This is a genomic window from Salinimicrobium sp. TIG7-5_MAKvit, assembly GCF_049569215.1.
In the GTDB taxonomy this organism is placed as follows: domain Bacteria; phylum Bacteroidota; class Bacteroidia; order Flavobacteriales; family Flavobacteriaceae; genus Salinimicrobium; species Salinimicrobium profundisediminis.
The window spans coordinates 2,645,692-2,662,382 of record NZ_CP145903.1 but is presented as its reverse complement, the minus strand read 5'-3'; the positions used below and the strand labels follow the sequence as shown (position 1 = coordinate 2,662,382).

At 40.9% G+C, this 16,691-nt stretch carries 16 protein-coding genes; 9 read left to right on the top strand and 7 right to left on the bottom strand.

Annotation, left to right across the window (positions count from 1 at the left end; all coding sequences use genetic code 11):
- Positions 1-59 precede the first annotated feature (59 nt).
- Together carB and rpmH are read right to left on the bottom strand one after the other, a co-directional pair.
- Complete coding sequence (carB, locus tag V5739_RS11940; protein ID WP_423818335.1) at positions 60-2,912, bottom strand: carbamoyl-phosphate synthase large subunit; 2,853 nt, start codon at positions 2,910-2,912, stop codon at positions 60-62.
- A 102-nt stretch (positions 2,913-3,014) separates the two neighbouring features.
- Positions 3,015-3,173 carry a 50S ribosomal protein L34 gene (gene rpmH / locus V5739_RS11935; protein WP_083961569.1) on the bottom strand — a complete coding sequence of 53 codons (159 nt, stop codon included), beginning with the start codon at positions 3,171-3,173 and terminating at the stop codon, positions 3,015-3,017.
- Positions 3,174-3,338: 165 nt separating this feature from the next.
- On the opposite strand from rpmH, the gene V5739_RS11930 reads away from it, so the two are divergent.
- Together V5739_RS11930 and V5739_RS11925 are read left to right on the top strand one after the other, a co-directional pair.
- Complete coding sequence (locus V5739_RS11930; RefSeq protein WP_423818334.1) at positions 3,339-3,854, top strand: DUF2892 domain-containing protein; 516 nt, start codon at positions 3,339-3,341, stop codon at positions 3,852-3,854.
- 147 nt (positions 3,855-4,001) lie between these two features.
- Complete coding sequence (locus V5739_RS11925) at positions 4,002-4,703, top strand: TlpA family protein disulfide reductase (RefSeq protein ID WP_423818333.1); 702 nt, start codon at positions 4,002-4,004, stop codon at positions 4,701-4,703.
- A 69-nt stretch (positions 4,704-4,772) separates the two neighbouring features.
- Here V5739_RS11925 and V5739_RS11920 read toward each other — a convergent pair whose 3' ends face one another.
- On the bottom strand, positions 4,773-5,699 hold the full coding sequence (locus V5739_RS11920) for a lytic transglycosylase domain-containing protein (RefSeq protein WP_423818332.1): 927 nt from the start codon (positions 5,697-5,699) through the stop codon (positions 4,773-4,775).
- 1 nt (position 5,700) lies between these two features.
- The gene (locus V5739_RS11915) at positions 5,701-6,405 is read right to left on the bottom strand and encodes an alpha/beta fold hydrolase (RefSeq protein ID WP_423818331.1); all 705 of its coding nucleotides are present in this window, start codon (positions 6,403-6,405) and stop codon (positions 5,701-5,703) included.
- 194 nt (positions 6,406-6,599) lie between these two features.
- Here V5739_RS11915 and V5739_RS11910 point away from each other — a divergent pair, with 194 nt between their 5' ends.
- Positions 6,600-6,899 carry an N-acetyltransferase gene (locus tag V5739_RS11910; RefSeq protein WP_266067751.1) on the top strand — a complete coding sequence of 100 codons (300 nt, stop codon included), beginning with the start codon at positions 6,600-6,602 and terminating at the stop codon, positions 6,897-6,899.
- On the opposite strand, the gene mtaB is transcribed toward V5739_RS11910, so the two are convergent.
- From mtaB to V5739_RS11895, 3 genes are all read right to left on the bottom strand, one after another.
- Positions 6,896-8,230, bottom strand: a complete 1,335-nt coding sequence (gene mtaB, locus V5739_RS11905; RefSeq protein WP_423818330.1) for a tRNA (N(6)-L-threonylcarbamoyladenosine(37)-C(2))-methylthiotransferase MtaB — start codon at positions 8,228-8,230, stop codon at positions 6,896-6,898. The genes V5739_RS11910 and mtaB overlap by 4 nt on opposite strands.
- Before the next feature lie 194 nt (positions 8,231-8,424).
- Positions 8,425-9,597: a GlmU family protein gene (locus V5739_RS11900; RefSeq protein ID WP_423818329.1), complete on the bottom strand. Its 1,173-nt coding sequence runs from the start codon at positions 9,595-9,597 to the stop codon at positions 8,425-8,427.
- 116 nt (positions 9,598-9,713) lie between these two features.
- Complete coding sequence (locus V5739_RS11895; protein ID WP_265162857.1) at positions 9,714-9,965, bottom strand: type B 50S ribosomal protein L31; 252 nt, start codon at positions 9,963-9,965, stop codon at positions 9,714-9,716.
- 171 nt (positions 9,966-10,136) lie between these two features.
- Between V5739_RS11895 and V5739_RS11890 the strand changes: the two genes are divergently transcribed.
- The 6 genes from V5739_RS11890 to V5739_RS11865 all read left to right on the top strand — a co-directional run bounded on the left by V5739_RS11890 (position 10,137) and on the right by V5739_RS11865 (position 16,690).
- Positions 10,137-10,667, top strand: a complete 531-nt coding sequence (locus V5739_RS11890; RefSeq protein ID WP_423818328.1) for a DUF4199 domain-containing protein — start codon at positions 10,137-10,139, stop codon at positions 10,665-10,667.
- A 10-nt stretch (positions 10,668-10,677) separates the two neighbouring features.
- A complete protein-coding gene (locus V5739_RS11885) occupies positions 10,678-11,637 on the top strand; it encodes a glycosyltransferase family 2 protein (protein WP_423818327.1) in 960 nt (319 codons plus the stop codon).
- 52 nt (positions 11,638-11,689) lie between these two features.
- Positions 11,690-13,420, top strand: coding sequence for a phospho-sugar mutase (locus V5739_RS11880; RefSeq protein ID WP_423818326.1), 1,731 nt, complete (start codon positions 11,690-11,692; stop codon positions 13,418-13,420).
- Positions 13,421-13,430: 10 nt separating this feature from the next.
- The gene (locus V5739_RS11875) at positions 13,431-15,254 is read left to right on the top strand and encodes an ABC transporter ATP-binding protein (RefSeq protein ID WP_423818325.1); all 1,824 of its coding nucleotides are present in this window, start codon (positions 13,431-13,433) and stop codon (positions 15,252-15,254) included.
- Positions 15,255-15,605: 351 nt separating this feature from the next.
- Positions 15,606-16,151 (top strand): RNA polymerase sigma factor, encoded by a 546-nt coding sequence (locus V5739_RS11870; RefSeq protein ID WP_423818324.1) that lies wholly within the window; start codon positions 15,606-15,608, stop codon positions 16,149-16,151.
- Positions 16,152-16,183: 32 nt separating this feature from the next.
- Entirely contained in the window at positions 16,184-16,690 is a 507-nt protein-coding gene (locus tag V5739_RS11865) for a hypothetical protein (RefSeq protein ID WP_423818323.1), read from the top strand.
- Position 16,691: the final 1 nt, after the last annotated feature.

The window sequence follows — 16,691 nt, the reverse complement described above, 5'->3', positions numbered from 1 at the left end:
CTCTGTAAATAAGAATGCCATCTTAAAAAGATGGCATTCAAAAATAGCATTTTTGAGACTTATTTTGTCAAGTACATTTTTCTTCTGGAGTACAATTCGTAAAAAGTATCGTCTCGCAGACTGTCAATAAAGAGGATGCTCTCGCCGGTACTCTTCATTTCTGGCCCCAGCTGTTTATTAACATGAGGGAACTTATTAAAAGAGAATACAGGTTGTTTAATAGCGTATCCTTCCAGTTTTGGTTCAAATTTAAAGTCGGTCACCTTATTTTCTCCCAGCATCACTTTGGTAGCGTAATTCACGTAAGGCTGTCCATAAGCTTTAGCTATAAAAGGCACGGTACGGGAGGCTCTTGGGTTTGCTTCTATGATGTATACTTTGTCATCTTTAATCGCAAACTGAATGTTGATAAGACCCACAGTATTTAAAGCCAGCGCAATTTTTTTGGTGTGGTCTTTTATTTGCTGAAGCACAAGATCTCCCAGGTTGAAAGGAGGAAGCAGGGCATTTGAATCTCCCGAATGAATTCCGCAGGGTTCAATATGTTCCATGATCCCGATAATTTGTACAGTTTCGCCATCACAAATCGCATCGGCTTCAGCCTCAATGGCCCCGTCTAGATAATGATCGAGAAGCAACTTGTTATTTGGGATCTTTCTTAGCAGGTCTACCACAGTAGCTTCAAGTTCCTTTTTATTGATCACGATCTTCATTCCCTGACCTCCAAGTACGTACGAAGGCCGAACAAGAATTGGAAAATCGAGTTCATCGGCAAGGGCAAGAGCTTCTTCAGCAGTTTCGGCTACCCCAAATTCAGGATAAGGAATATCATTTTCCTGAAGCAGCTTAGAAAAAGAACCTCTGTCTTCAGCTAAATCAAGAGACTGGAAGCTGGTACCAATTATTTTGATTCCGTAGCGATCCAGTTTTTCAGCAAGTTTTAGAGCTGTTTGGCCTCCCAGCTGTACAATGACACCTTCGGGCTTTTCATGCTGGATGATGTCGTAGATATGTTCCCAGAAAACAGGTTCAAAATAAAGTTTATCGGCCACATCAAAGTCGGTCGAAACGGTTTCAGGGTTACAGTTGATCATGATGGTTTCATAGCCGCATTCTTTTGCTGCAAGCACCCCGTGTACACAGCAGTAATCGAATTCTATTCCCTGCCCAATCCTGTTTGGACCTGAGCCCAGCACAACGATTTTCTTTTTATCGGAAACCTTACTGTCGTTCTCCACATATTTCACTCCTTCTTTAGTCTCGATTTCAGCTTCAAAAGTGGAGTAATAATAAGGAGTTTCTGCTTTAAATTCGGCTGCACAGGTATCAACGAGTTTATAAACCCGGTTAATGCCCATTTCCTCCCTTTTCCTGTAAACCTCGCTTTCGAGACAGTCTACCATATAAGCGATCTGCCTGTCGGCAAAACCTTTTTGTTTTGCTTCAAGAAGAAAGTCTTTAGGAAGAGAATCTATAGTGTATTTTGAAATTTCTACTTCGAGGGTGTACAGCTCCTCATATTGCTTGAGGAACCACATATCAATTTTTGTGATCTCGTGGATCCTGGTTAGCGGGATGCCAAGCTGAATAGCATCATAGATCACAAAAACCCGATCCCAGCTGGCAAACTTCAGTTTCTCAAGAATAACATCGTAGTTGGAGTAACCTTTACCATCGGCACCCAATCCATTCCTTTTAATTTCGAGGGACTGAGTGGCCTTATGAAGTGCTTCCTGAAAGGATCTTCCTATTCCCATCACTTCCCCAACAGATTTCATTTGGAGACCAAGGGTGCGGTCACTACCTTCAAATTTATCAAAGTTCCAACGCGGAATTTTTACGATCACATAATCTAGCGTTGGCTCAAAAAGTGCCGAAGTTGATTTTGTAATTTGATTCTGAAGTTCATCAAGTGTATAACCTATTGCAAGTTTAGCTGCAATTTTAGCGATTGGATATCCTGTAGCTTTTGAAGCAAGAGCCGAAGACCTTGAAGTTCTTGGGTTGATCTCAATGGCCATGATCTCTTCTTTTTCATCGGGGCTTACTGCAAACTGCACGTTACAACCTCCGGCGAAATCTCCAATATTCCGCATCATTTTGATGGCGAGGTCTCTCATTCTTTGAAAGCAGGAATCACTAAGGGTCATAGCCGGGGCAACCGTAATAGAGTCTCCCGTATGGATTCCCATAGGATCCATGTTCTCGATAGAACAAATAATCACCACGTTGTCGTTCTTATCACGCAACAGTTCCAGCTCGTATTCTTTCCAGCCTAAAAGGGCTTTATCAATAAGCACTTCATGAATAGGAGAAGCTTCGAGACCTGCAGTTAGCAGTTCATCAAAATCTTCTTCTTTATGCACAAAAGAGGCACCGCTACCACCAAGGGTAAACGAAGCGCGTATAACCAGTGGAAAACCAAATTCCTGTGCCACTTCCTTTCCTTTTAAGAAAGAAGTTACGGTTTGTGCAGGAGCCACACCTACGCCCAGGCGCACCATTAATTGCTTGAATTTTTCCCTGTCTTCAGTAATATTGATTGCATCAATATCTACACCTATTAACTTTACATTGAAATCGTTCCAGATTCCTTTTTCTTCAGCCTCTATACATAAATTCAATGCTGTTTGTCCTCCCATAGTAGGCAGCACTGCATCAATATCGGGATGATCTTTAAGGATATCAATGATAGATTTTGTGGTAAGAGGTCTTAGATAAACATGATCTGCCATTGAAGGATCTGTCATGATGGTGGCAGGGTTGGAATTGATAAGGACTGTTTTAATCCCTTCTTCCCGTAATGATTTGAGTGCCTGTGCGCCGGCATAATCAAATTCACAGGCCTGGCCAATTACAATAGGTCCAGAACCTATAATTAGTATTTTCTTGAGGTTTTCGTTCTTTGGCATAAGAAAGTCTTTGTATGGAGTTTGTAAAAATAGGAACCTACAGGGTATAAAAAAAGGCGTTACTTAAAAAGTAACACCTTTATTATTTTGAGGAATTATCATCTAGTGTTTATGCCTTTGCTCAGAGGAAACAGATAATTTCTTTCTACCTTTTGCTCTTCTACGAGCAAGCACCTTTCTTCCGTTAACACTTGCCATACGCTCTCTGAAACCGTGCTTATTTTTTCTTTTCCTCTTAGATGGTTGAAACGTTCTTTTCATGATAATTATCTTTAATCTTCTTTGAAATCGCTTTGTAAAATAGCTCTAAGACCTCCTCTTAAAACTGCGGGCAAATATACAAAGAGTTTTTACTTAGGCAAACCCTAAATTAAAATAATTACCAATTGTTTTTCTTACCTTTGCGGTTTTCAAAATTTACTGCAAATGTTCAACAAAATCTATAAACTAATTCTTACAGCCATTCTTGTTATTGTCGCAATCTGGCAATTTTTTGAAGGCAATATAGGGAATGGCCTTTTCCTTTTACTTCTGGCAGGTATCTTTGTTTTTCTTTACTACAAAAATGAAATGATAATTATGGCCTTTTTGAGGCTTCGGAAGCAGGACTTTGCAGGAGCCAAAAAGTGGCTGGATAAAATTAAAGATCCCGAGAAAGCACTCACCACAAAACAACAGGGATATTACTGGTACCTACACGGTTTAATGGTTTCGCAGACCAATATTACCCAGGCCGAAAAATTCTTTAAACGCGCCATAAAACTTGGGCTATCCATGAAGCAGGACCTGGCCATGGCAAAGCTGAACCTTGCTGGAATTGCTATGACCAAGAGAAGAAAAAGAGAGGCGCAAATGTTACTCCAGGAAGCCAAAAAACTGGACAAACACAACATGCTTGACGAGCAAATCAAGATGATGAAGCAGCAGATGAAAAAGATCTAAAACTGCCTTTTTTGGCACCTCGTTTTAGAGATGTTTTCCCTTTTCTTTACTTGCTGTATTTCAACTATTTTACCCGCAGTTAAACGAGTTTATTTGAGCCGGGACGCTGCTTTCTGTAACTTAGTGCAGAATTTGGATTTCCGGCACATGCAGCGAGCTTTACTACTTCTTTTTACTTTATCTTTTTTCTTCCTGTCACATGCACAGGAGGACGAGATAAGTTTTTCTGAAGCTCTTGCCATTCACCTTCCCAAGTACAACAAACACGCCGATAAAGCTTACCGCGATAAAAATATAGCACGTGCAGACGAGCTGTTCGACTCTCTTGTAAATTACGGACTTAAAGGAGCGGTGCTCGATAATTTTAAAGTAACAAACCTGAAAAAGAAGAAGGTTTATCTCAACGAGTTTAAAAAACCCGTCTATCTTACCACCTATGCCTCCTGGATCATTCCCACTGAAGGAGAAGTGCCGGCACTGAATAAATTAGCTGAAAAATACGGGGAGCAGGTAGATTTTGTTATCCTTTTCTGGGATAACTATGAGACCACTAAGAAACTGGCAAAAAAATACCACAGCAACATCCGCATCCTTTATGTGGATGAACTACAAAACAATAGCCCTTACGTGGTGAAAATGATGAAGCATTCGCTTGGCCTGCCAACTTCTTTCCTACTCAACAGTAATAAAAAAATCCTGGATATTAGGAGGAAACCTTCACATCCATATGGAATAGAATTCGAAAAATCTTTCGCCCTCAATTATGATTCACTATCGAGCGCTATTTCCCTTTTGTTAGTAAATAACAGCAGCCGCTATCTTACTGCGGAAAAGAACGTTTCCCCTTAGTACAAACAGCCTGAATGAATTGTTTTTTTTGAATTTGCCTTACTCCAGACAATTCCAGTTTCATACTGTTTAAGGAGCGGGCGAATAATAACCTTCTTCCGGAAGGTCAATAAGATATTCTTTACGGGACCTGTTATTGAGGTGCGCCTCCCTTAACCACGGATTGTGAATTTTGAGGATCTTATAATTGATTCCAAAATTTTGAGCAAAGCGGGCGAAGTCACTCACTGCCGTATCTACTTTTACCTTATAAGAAGGTATATGCGGGTAAAGATCTTTTTGCCTGAAGTTGAAACCATACTGCGCCGGATTTTCCATAATCTCTTTTAATGCCAGGATCCTGAAAATATATCTCCCGGTCTCCTCCCCAAGCAGCAGGTCGTAGTAATTCTGCACATCCTGCCGTTCCCTTTGCCGGTCTACACCATAATTTCCTGCATTATAGGCAGCCGCCGCAAGCGTCCAGTTTCCAAATCGCTCTTTTGACTTTTTAAAGTATTCGGCAGCAACATGGGTAGATTTCTCAATATTGTAACGCTCATCAACATTGTCATTGATCTCAAGACCGTACTCTTTCCCTGTGCTTTCCATGATTTGCCAAAAACCCCTTGCTCCTGCCGGAGAAACTGCATTGGTAAGGCTGCTCTCAATCACGGCTAAATACTTAAAATCGTCCGGCACCCCGTGTTCAGCAAGAATTGGCTCTATTACGGGAAAATATTTATTTGCCCTCTTAAGCAACAAAAGCGTGTTAGATTGCCAGTAGGTATTTACCAGGAGTTCCCGATCCATTCTTTCATGAACATCGGGAATTTCAACAGGCACCTCTTCGCCGGCAAATTCGAGATCCTCGGGCATGGGCAAAGCATATACATTGTAGCCGTTTGCAATCTTCTTCTCCTGGTTTTCATCACTGGGCGCCTCCTGGACAGCATTGATACCCAAGCCACAAACCACCAGCAAGCTTCCTCCAATTAATATATTCTTCAGTTTCATCTCAAGTAAGTATTTCTTTTTCTTTATTTTTTTCCAGTTTCCCTGTATCGATGATTTCTTCAAGATGATCATTAAACCACCTGAACCTGTTAATAATCATCACATGTGTGCCTCCCTGCACGGTTATACAACCCTGTATGTACCTGTACGGAAAGATCTCATCTTTATCTCCATGTATATGAACTACATTGGGATAAGGCTCCTCCCTCTCCCAGCACACCATTTGCTTTATCGCCCAATCGAGATATCGCGTATCGGTGACAGAAAGGTATTTCTTGTAAAGCTTTGCCCTTTTTTTGGTAAAATCTCCTACTGCAATTTTTTCCAGGGCATCTACATAGCGCACCAGAGAAGTAGGCAAAATTCTAAAGGCCCCGGTACAACGTGCAAACCTCATTCGCCTGGGCAGCTCTTTTTCGCTTTTTACGCTAGAAATGATAATTACCCTTCGAGCCTCTATAAGCTGCGCCATTTCCTGAACAATAATCCCGCCAAAAGACACTCCTATGAGCACCGGGTTTTCGTGTTTAACTTTTTTGCACAGGCGTTTGCTGTATTCCTTTAAACTTTCTTTGGGCTTTGGGAGCACCCAGTCAAGCCAGTGAACCTCAAACCTGTCTTCAGGCAAGGTGATCATTTCAAAAATTGTAGGGTTGGCTGCCAGGCCAGGCATACAATAAACATGGATAAGTGAGTCTTTCACCATACTTTAGCAGGTTCTACAGCCGTAATGTGCTCAAAAATCGTTAACTTTACGTTCAAATTTAAGGGAAATTACGCGCTTCAGATCAACATTTAATTATAAAATTTCCCTCAAAGGCTTCGGCCCTCTCAGCCAGTATAAGCTCTATAACTTTTAAAAGTGGCTGATATTTTGATACTCTAACTAAAAACATACATATGGACCCTCAGCTATCTGTTAATGACAATGAATTTCTTCGTCAATTTGAACTTCAGGTCGAAGGAGATTTAGCCAAAATTGAATATGCGAACCAGGATCGCAAGATTTTTTTGACCAAACTCGAAATGAGCGAAGAGCTCAAAGAAAAAGGATATTTAGAACCTTTTATAGAAAAAGTTCTTGACCTCATAAAGGAACGGGAAATAAGGGTAATGCCCACCAGCCCCACCATTGCGCGATTTATGCGTAAAAACCGCAGAAAGTACAAAGGTATGCTGCCCGTGGGCATTAATATTTAAACTACTGCCTTTTCTTCGACATAAGAGAAACGAACAATTCCATCTTCTCCTATTTCCTGCAGCTCTACCTGGTGAAGCGTATTTACCAGTGCAGGATCCCAGGGAGTTTTTACCTTTACATAATTCTCGGTAAAGCCATGGATATACCCCTCTTTATTCTCTCCCTCAAAAAGGACGGTTTTTGTCTTACCTAATTGTGTCTCATAAAAGGCGCGTCTTTTTTTAGCTGAAAGTCCGCGCAGCATTTTACTCCTCTTTTTGCGCACCTTTAAAGGCACCACTGCATCCATTTCGGCCGCCGGAGTATTTTCTCTTTCTGAATAAGTAAACACGTGGAGATAAGAAATATCCAGCTCATTCAGGAAATTATAGGTATCAATAAAATATTCATCGGTTTCTCCGGGAAATCCAACGATCACATCAACCCCAATACAGGCATTGGGCATTACTTCTTTGATCTTTGTTACCCGGTCTACATAAAGCTCTTTCATGTACCTGCGGCGCATTGCCTTAAGCACTTCATTACTCCCGCTTTGAAGCGGAATATGAAAATGAGGCACAAATGTCTTGCTCTGCGCAACAAAATCTATAGTTTCGTTCTTCAGTAGATTGGGTTCTATTGAAGAAATTCTAAGTCTTTCTATTCCTTCTACAGTATCCAGACCTTTTACCAGATCAAGAAAAGTATGTTCGTGCTTCTTGTTCCCGAATTCCCCTTTTCCGTAGTCTCCAATGTTAACGCCGGTGAGTACAATCTCTTTAATCCCTTTCTCACTTATCTTCTTTGCATTTTCCAGCACGTTCTCTAAAGAGTCACTTCGGGAAATACCGCGTGCCAGGGGAATTGTACAGTAAGTACATTTGTAGTCGCAGCCATCCTGCACCTTCAAAAATGCCCTTGTACGATCTCCAAAAGAATAAGAACCCACATAGAAATCTGCTTCCTCTATTTCACAGGAATGCACCTCTCCCATGTCATTTTTGGTGAGGTCATTAAGGTAATTGGTAATCTTAAATTTTTCGGTAGCACCAAGCACCAGGTCTACTCCATCTACAGCCGCAAGTTCTTCGGGCTTTAACTGGGCATAACACCCCACAGCAATCACAAAAGCGTTTTCATTCGCTTTTTGCGCCTGCTTCACAATGGTTTTGAATCTTTTATCGGCATTATCGGTTACCGAACAGGTATTAATCACATAAATATCGGCCGCTTCACTAAAATCTACCCGTGCAAAACCTTCATCTTTAAAAGATCGGGCAATGGTAGAGGTTTCAGAAAAATTAAGCTTGCAACCCAGGGTGTAAAAAGCAACTTTTTTGGGATCTTCCATTTCTTCTCATTCATCATTCTGAAGTACAACCTTCAGAATTTCAGTTAAATATAAAAGCCTCTAAAAATGACATTTTAGAGGCTGCAAAGATACCAACTTTAATTCAATGAACAATTCCCTGAATCAATGATCAATTAACAGGAATATACAATTACAAGTACTGATTATGAACACTAAATACTGATCATTAAAAATTAATCCCGCCTGTATTGTTTCGTGTCTTCAAAGACCTGTTCTAAAATAGCCTTATCCTCTTCTGAGAATTCCACCTCTTTTCTTTCCATTACTTTTTCGGCTACTTCAAAGGCTTTTGAGGTTTGGTAAGTAGTTGTGCCCCCGCTTCCACCCCAACTAAAGCTGGGTACAAAATTCCGCGGAAAACCGGCACCAAAGATATTGGCACTTACACCCACCACGGTGCCTGTGTTGAACATGGTATTGATACTGCACTTACTGTGATCTCCCATCATGAGTCCGCAAAACTGAAGTCCTGTATGGGCAAATCTACCGGTGGCATAGTCCCACAGGCGCACTTCGGCATAATTGTTCTTTAGGTTAGAAGTATTGGTGTCTGCCCCAAGGTTGCACCACTCACCCAGCACCGAATTGCCCAGGTAGCCGTCATGACCTTTATTTGAGTATCCAAAAATAACAGAATTATTCACTTCTCCCCCAACTTTAGAATGTGGCCCCACTGTAGTTGACCCGTAGATCTTTGCACCCATCTTCAGCACAGCGTGATCTCCTAACGCAAATGGCCCCCGCACAATACTGCCTTCCATAATCTGGGCATCAGCTCCAATATAGATAGGGCCTTCAGAAGCATTTAAAATTGCACATTCTACCTTTGCCCCCTCCTCTAAAAAGACATTTTCGGGCGCTATTACCTGGTTTGTAGAAGATAACTTCTGGCTGCTACGATCCTGAACCAGCAGTTCAAAATCGGCAGTAATAGCTTCCCCATTCAGCCTGAAAATATCCCATGTATGCTCCACAACAACAGGCTTTCCTTCAAGCTCAATATGTTTGCAGTCGTTAAAATCTACTTCCTGCTCTTCGTAGGCATGAAATGCCACAATATCTTCTTCGTGAAAAATCCCTTCGCCCGGTTGCAGGTTCTTTACCTGCTCCACAAGCTCGGGCGTGGGTATAAAGGAAGCGTTTATCATAACGTTCTCTTCCATTTCTACCATTGGCCACTTTTCTGAAAGATAATCTTCGGTGATTGTAGAAGTAGTGGTATTTAAATATCTCTCCCATTTTCCCCGAATGGTCAAGATGCCCACTCTTATTTCGGCTACGGGGCGGGTAAAAGTAAATGGCAGCAAATGGGAACGGGCAGAACCGTCAAAGAGAATATAGTTCATTTGTTTTCTTTTTGAGCCAAAAGTACAGTTTTTTAAAAAAACATATGAAATTTTAAAAAAGTATAACAAAAAAAGCCTCCCTGTAAGGAGGCTTGTAAATTATAATGACGCTAAAATTACTTTTTGAATTTCGCGTATTTGTTCTTGAACTTGTCAATACGACCGGCAGTATCCAACAATTTGGCTTTCCCGGTGTAGAAAGGGTGAGAAGTTCTGGAGATCTCCAACTTCACCAAAGGATAATTCTCACCATCAACTTCAATAGTTTCTTTTGTGTTCGCGGTAGATTTGGTGATAAAAACTTCGTCATTTGACATGTCTTTAAAAGCTACCAATCTATAATTTTCCGGATGGATTCCCTGCTTCATCTCTTTATTCTTTAAAATCTTGTAATTTTTTCGAGCTGCAAATTTAATTAATTTTTCTAAATCAACAAGTATTTCTTCTCTAATTTTCAGCCTTAAAGAAACCAAGTGTACGAGTGTAACGTTTTGTTATCTTTGCTTACTAACCGTAATTAACCAACAAATCTAACAATAATGGAAACACAACAAGCAAAAGCGGGTAAATTTGTTCTTAATTACGGTCTTCTTCTAGGGGTTGCCCTGGTAGTTGTAGGCGTTATTATGTACGTCACCAACAACCACCTCGCTCCCCACTGGTCTTTCACCGTTATTACCCTGGCACTTCTTATAGCATTTATGGTGTATGGAATTAGAGCATTTAAAACTGAAAATGGCGGCTTCCTTAGCCTGGGTGAAGCTATTAAAGTTGCAGTAGGTATAGGACTTATTGCCGCCATTATTGGCGGTATTTGGTCTATTGTTCTTTCTACAGTAATTGAGCCCGACTACATGTCACAGATGATGGAAATGCAAAGAGAGCAAATTGTAGAACAATATCCTGACATGGGCGAAGCTCAAGTTGATAATGCCTTAGAAATGGGTGCTGCTTTTCAATCTCCATGGATTATCTTTGCCAGCGGCCTTGTACTGTATATGCTGGGAGGATTAATTATAGGGTTAATCGCCGGACTCATCATGAAGGAGAACAGGCCTTACGAAATATAAACACAGCTTAATGCAATTATCTATTGTCATCCCTCTTCTTAATGAAGAAGAATCTTTAAATGAATTATATAATTGGATCGCATCGGTGATGCGGTCCAATTCTTTTTCTTACGAGATCATTTTTATCGATGACGGTAGTACAGATAATTCCTGGAAAGTCATTAGAAAAATTGCTGCGGAAGATGCCGGAGTTAAAGGAATAAGGTTTAATCGCAACTACGGAAAGTCTCAGGCGCTCCATGTGGGATTTGAAAGAGCCGAAGGAGATGTGGTGATCACCATGGATGCCGACCTCCAGGACAATCCTGAAGAAATCCCTGAACTATATCATCTTATCACTAAAGAGAATTTTGATCTTATCTCGGGCTGGAAAAAGAAGCGTTACGATGCCGTGCTTACTAAAAACCTCCCGTCAAAATTGTTCAATGCAGCAGCCCGAAAAACCTCTGGCCTTAAACTGCACGATTTTAACTGCGGACTAAAAGCCTACCGCAAAGCTGTAGTAAAGAATATTGATGTTTACGGCGAGATGCACCGTTACATTCCGGTACTGGCAAAGAACGCCGGCTACTCGCGTATAGACGAAAAAGTAGTACAGCACCAGGCAAGAAAATACGGAAAAACAAAATTTGGAGCCGAGCGTTTTATTAACGGCTTTCTTGATCTCATCACCATTTGGTTCCTGTCAAGTTTTGCCCGCAGGCCCATGCACCTTTTTGGCGCCCTGGGCGTGCTCATGTTTTTCTTCGGCTTCCTTTCTGCTGTGGTAATTGGCGCCTCCAAATTATACAAACTTTACCAGGGCTTGCCCAGTATCCTGGTGACCGATAATCCGTGGTTTTATATCTCCCTTACCACCATGATCCTGGGTACATTGCTCTTCATTGCAGGCTTTTTGGGCGAATTGATCTTAAGAAGCAGTAGAGATAAAGAACGCTACCGCATTAGCGAAACTACAGGAGAGATTTAACGGGCTTTACCACATAAATCCTTATTTTTGTTACTGAAAAAAAACTTTTAGCATGAGCTATTACGATATAAAAACACGAGCAGAATCATGGTTAAATCCTGAATTTGATAACGAAACCCAAATTCGAATTAAAGAACTCCTTGAAAAAGATCCCGACGAACTGAAGGAAAGCTTTTATAAAGACCTTGAGTTTGGAACAGGAGGAATGCGTGGTATTATGGGTGTTGGCACCAACAGGATCAATAAATACACCCTCGGTAAAAACACCCAGGGACTTTCAAATTACCTTAAAGCACAATTTCCCGAAGAAGATATTAAAGTGGTAATTGCATACGATTGCCGCCAAAACAGCCGGGAACTGGCACAGGTGGTAGCCAATGTCTTTTCGGCAAACGGAATTAAGGTTTTTCTTTTTTCGGAATTACGCCCTACGCCCGAACTTTCTTTTTCTGTAAAATATCTCGATTGCCACTGCGGAATTGTTCTTACCGCATCACACAATCCCCCCGAATATAACGGATATAAAGTATACTGGCAGGACGGTGGCCAACTGGTGCCACCACAAGACAAAGAGATCGTGGAAGAGATTGCCAGCCTCCAGTATTCCGAAATAAAATTTGAAGCCAATAAAGATCTTATTGAACTTATAGATACTAAAATTGACAAGGCTTTCGTGGAAGCATCTGTCAAAAATGGCAGTTTTGACACCTCACAGGAAGCCAAAGACAACCTCAATATCGTCTTTACTTCTCTTCACGGTACCGCCATAAAGCTAAATCCAAAAGTTTTGGAAGCTGCAGGTTACAAAAATGTTCACATTGTGCAGGAACAGGCCGAGCCAGACGGGACTTTCCCCACTGTTGCATCTCCAAATCCCGAAGAACCTGCAGCCCTAAAAATGGCTTTAGAAAAAGCTAAAGAAATTGATGCCGATATTGTTATAGGTACCGATCCCGATGGAGACCGCCTTGGAGTTGCCGTAAGAAACCTTGATGGTGAAATGGAACTCTTAAACGGAAACCAGACCATGTTAGTCATGACCTGGTTCCTGCTGGAGCAATGGAAAAAGCAGGACAAAAATAAAGGCCGTGAATTTGTAGGTTCAACCATTGTGTCTACGCCTATGATGAGAGTGGTTACCGAAAGTTATGGCGTGCAGTACAAGGAAGGACTCACCGGCTTTAAATGGATTGCAAAAATGATCAAAGATAACCCCGGCCTCAACTATATAGGAGGTGGCGAAGAGAGCTTTGGGTTTATGGTGGGAGATTTTGTACGCGACAAAGATGCCGCTACCTCTACCCTTCTGGCCTGCGAAATAGCCGCTCAAATGAAAGCCGACGGAATTTCTTTTTATGAAAAACTACTCGAACTTTACACAGAGTTTGGTTTTTATAAAGAAGAATTGATCTCCCTTGTCAAAAAAGGTATAGACGGCGCCGAGCAAATCAAGAACATGATGGTGAGTCTTCGCGACAATCCGCTGTCTGAGATCAATGGCGAGAAAGTTGTGTTGGTTGAAGATTATGAAAGCTCAAAAGCTTTTCATTATGACCTTACAGACACCAGGATGGAGACCCTTGATGTTCCGAAGTCTAACGTGTTGATATATTACACTGAAAATGGAACTAAAGTAGCTGCCCGTCCCAGTGGAACCGAGCCTAAAATTAAGTTTTATATAAGCGTGAATACTCAGTTGGATAGCGTAAGCGATTATAAAAAAGTTGAACAAAACCTTTCAGAAAAAATTGCTGCTGTAAAATCAGATTTAAAACTGGCTTAAGCCACCCTACATGAATTACTTTAAGAGAATTATGAGGTTCGCGATCCCCTATAAGAGGTTCGCGATCCTCAACATTATTTGCAACATTTTCTATGCGCTCTTTAGCACCATGTCTTTCCTGGCGCTCATCCCTGTTATCCAGATCCTGTTTGACAAGACTAAAAGAGTGGCAGTAGAACCGCGCTGGGCCGGGCTGGGAAGTATAAAAGATTATGTGGTTGATTTATTCAACTATGAAGTAACCCGTCGTGTTAATGAAGATGAAGTCACTGCCCTATTATTTGTCTGCGGAATTGTTGTAATCCTTTTCTTCTTAAAGAACCTTTTTGGATACCTGGCTGCATTCTTCATCACTTTTCTTCGGAATGGGGTGCTGCGCGATGTTCGAAACGCTATTTATGACAAGATCCTGGTGCTACCGGTTTCCTATTTTTCTGAAAAACGAAAAGGTGACACCATTTCCCGAATTACTGCCGATGTGAATGAGGTACAAACCTCCTTTCTATCAATCTTAGAATTGGTTGTTCGTGAACCCCTCACAATTATCTTTACCATCACGGCCATGCTTATCATGAGCCCTACCCTCACGGTTTTTGTGTTTGTTTTTCTACCTATATCGGGATTTGTAATTTCTGCAATTGGTAAAAAACTTAAAAGCAAATCCAACCAGGCACAAGAGGAGAATGGCTATTTTCTTTCCCTGGTAGAAGAAACCCTGTCTAGCCTCAAAATTGTAAAAGGGTTTAATGCTGAAGAAAAATTCAGGGATAAATTTCACGATTCTACCAACAGGCTTAAAAGGATACTTGACAGCTTGCTAAACCGCCAAAACCTCGCCTCTCCTACCAGTGAGTTCCTGGGGATCTTTGTAATTGTTATTATACTCTGGTTTGGAGGAAATATGGTACTGGTTGAGGGCACCCTTGATGGCGCCACCTTTATAGCCTTTATGGGGCTGGCCTACAACATTCTTACCCCGGCAAAACAAATTAGCAAGGCAAGTTACAGCGTGAAAAAGGGAGACGCCGCTGCGGAAAGGATATTCCAGGTTCTGGATACTGAAACAAATATCAAAGATGCCAAAAATGCCATCGAAAAAAGCCATTTTGAAGAGGTAATAAAAATTGATAATGTTTCCTTTAGGTATGAAGAAGAAAATGTACTAAAGAATTTCAACATTGCTGTGCCTAAGGGATCTACTGTTGCTCTGGTAGGACAATCGGGAAGTGGAAAATCTACCATTGCCAACCTGGTCACCCGCTTTTATGACGTAAACGAAGGATCTATTAAGATCGACGGTATTGACATTCGGGAAATGACAAAAAAATCGCTACGGAATTTAATGGGACTGGTTACTCAGGATTCTATCCTCTTTAATGATACCATTCGTAATAACGTAGGGCTTGGAAAAGACAATGCGACCGACGAAGAGATCATTGATGCCTTAAAAATTGCCAACGCCTGGGAATTTGTTAAAGACCTGCCCCAGGGCCTTCAAACTAATATTGGGGACAGTGGTAATAAATTGAGCGGTGGTCAAAAACAACGGCTTTCTATTGCACGTGCGGTATTGAAAAATCCGCCAATCATGATCCTGGACGAAGCCACCTCGGCCCTTGATACCGAAAGCGAAAGACTGGTTCAAAAAGCCCTTGAAAACATGATGAAGAACAGGACTTCTATTGTTATTGCCCACAGGCTTTCAACCATCCAAAATGCCGATCACATTGTGGTGATGCAAAAAGGCCAGATTGTAGAGCAGGGAAAACATGAAGAACTGTTGACCAAAAAAGCTGTTTATCACAAACTGGTAGAGATGCAGTCATTCGAGTAAAAGCTTTTAAGAATATTAAAAAAGGGTTCCAAAAATGGCATTTTTGGAACCCTTTTTTATTTGTAGGATACATTTTAAAACAAAAAAAATGGATGAGTAGGTCATCCATTTTTTAAAATCTCCGCACCACTTGGGGGAATTGTGGTATAACGGTTCTTAAATTGGGGGCAAAAAAGATCACTTTTTCACGATGTGAAGATACTACAAAAATTGCTATAAAAAAATATTTTGTGTATTTTATCCTATATTTTGTGTATTTCATCGATATTTCTGTCTTTCCTTATAACTTCAGCCTTTTGTGGTAATTAAGGATTTCCTGCTATCTTTACCGGCTTAAAATTGTGGTGCCTTTTGAGTTCTTCCGAAGAAAAATTAGTTTCCCAACTTCAGGATCCAGAATCCAGAAATGCGGCGTTTCGGGAGTTACTGCAACTCTACCAGGAACGCCTGTACTGGCAGTGCCGCAATATTGTGAAGAATCACGAAGATGCCGATGATGTTTTGCAAAACACCTTTATAAAGATCTTCAGGAACATTGATAAATTTAAAGGAGACAGCCAGTTGTTCTCCTGGATGTACCGCATTGCCACTAATGAGTCCATTACTTTTTTAAACAACAGGGCCAAAAAGCAACAAATAAGTTCTGAAGATCTTCAGCAAAAAATCATTGACAATCTTGAAAACGATGTCTTTTTTGAAGGCGATGAAATTCAGTTAAAGTTACAAAAAGCCATTGCCACTCTTCCGGAGAAACAACAACAGGTTTTTAACATGAAGTACTTCCAGGAATTGAAGTATAAAGAAATTTCTGATATCTTAGGTCCTTCCGAAGGTGCTTTAAAGGCTTCATATCACCATGCCACCAAAAAAATTGAAGAATTTTTAAAACAGGGTTAAACCTTTGGGAGAATTTTCAGTCAAATAATTAAATGAAAAAGAACGGGTTACCATATCACAATACATCAGGATTTAAAGTTCCGGAAGGTTATTTCCAGGATTTCGAAGCCCGTATGATGTCTCGCGTGACCGAAGATGAAAAGAGCTTTGGCGACAATCCTTTCAAGGTGCCTAACGATTATTTTGAACATCTTGGCGACAGGGTATTCGAAAAGATTGAAACTCCAAAAGAAGGAAAGGTCATTCCTCTTTTCAACAGGAAGATTTGGTCTTATGTTGCCAGTGTTGCAGCAGTGGTGGCCATTCTTTTTAGCACCGTGATCTTTAACGATAACAGTGAACGAGGTTTTGAAGATCTCAACATTACTGCCGTTGAAAATTATCTTTTGGAATCGATTGATACAGATAACCCAAACGAGACCGATTTTGCACCTTATGAAATAACTGCTTCGGCAAACCCCAATATTGATAAAGAAGCCCTGTATGAATACCTAAATGAGAATATTGAAGAACCGGCGCTTCTACTTAATGAAAACTAGC

Coding starts and splice junctions, on each gene's coding strand:
- carB (WP_423818335.1), bottom strand. CDS start 2,912: ATGCCAAAGAACGAAAACCTCAAGAAAATACTAATTATAGGTTCTGGA.
- rpmH (WP_083961569.1), bottom strand. CDS start 3,173: ATGAAAAGAACGTTTCAACCATCTAAGAGGAAAAGAAAAAATAAGCAC.
- V5739_RS11930 (WP_423818334.1), top strand. CDS start 3,339: ATGTTCAACAAAATCTATAAACTAATTCTTACAGCCATTCTTGTTATT.
- V5739_RS11925 (WP_423818333.1), top strand. CDS start 4,002: ATGCAGCGAGCTTTACTACTTCTTTTTACTTTATCTTTTTTCTTCCTG.
- V5739_RS11920 (WP_423818332.1), bottom strand. CDS start 5,699: ATGAAACTGAAGAATATATTAATTGGAGGAAGCTTGCTGGTGGTTTGT.
- V5739_RS11915 (WP_423818331.1), bottom strand. CDS start 6,405: ATGGTGAAAGACTCACTTATCCATGTTTATTGTATGCCTGGCCTGGCA.
- V5739_RS11910 (WP_266067751.1), top strand. CDS start 6,600: ATGGACCCTCAGCTATCTGTTAATGACAATGAATTTCTTCGTCAATTT.
- mtaB (WP_423818330.1), bottom strand. CDS start 8,230: ATGGAAGATCCCAAAAAAGTTGCTTTTTACACCCTGGGTTGCAAGCTT.
- V5739_RS11900 (WP_423818329.1), bottom strand. CDS start 9,597: ATGAACTATATTCTCTTTGACGGTTCTGCCCGTTCCCATTTGCTGCCA.
- V5739_RS11895 (WP_265162857.1), bottom strand. CDS start 9,965: ATGAAGCAGGGAATCCATCCGGAAAATTATAGATTGGTAGCTTTTAAA.
- V5739_RS11890 (WP_423818328.1), top strand. CDS start 10,137: ATGGAAACACAACAAGCAAAAGCGGGTAAATTTGTTCTTAATTACGGT.
- V5739_RS11885 (WP_423818327.1), top strand. CDS start 10,678: ATGCAATTATCTATTGTCATCCCTCTTCTTAATGAAGAAGAATCTTTA.
- V5739_RS11880 (WP_423818326.1), top strand. CDS start 11,690: ATGAGCTATTACGATATAAAAACACGAGCAGAATCATGGTTAAATCCT.
- V5739_RS11875 (WP_423818325.1), top strand. CDS start 13,431: ATGAATTACTTTAAGAGAATTATGAGGTTCGCGATCCCCTATAAGAGG.
- V5739_RS11865 (WP_423818323.1), top strand. CDS start 16,184: ATGAAAAAGAACGGGTTACCATATCACAATACATCAGGATTTAAAGTT.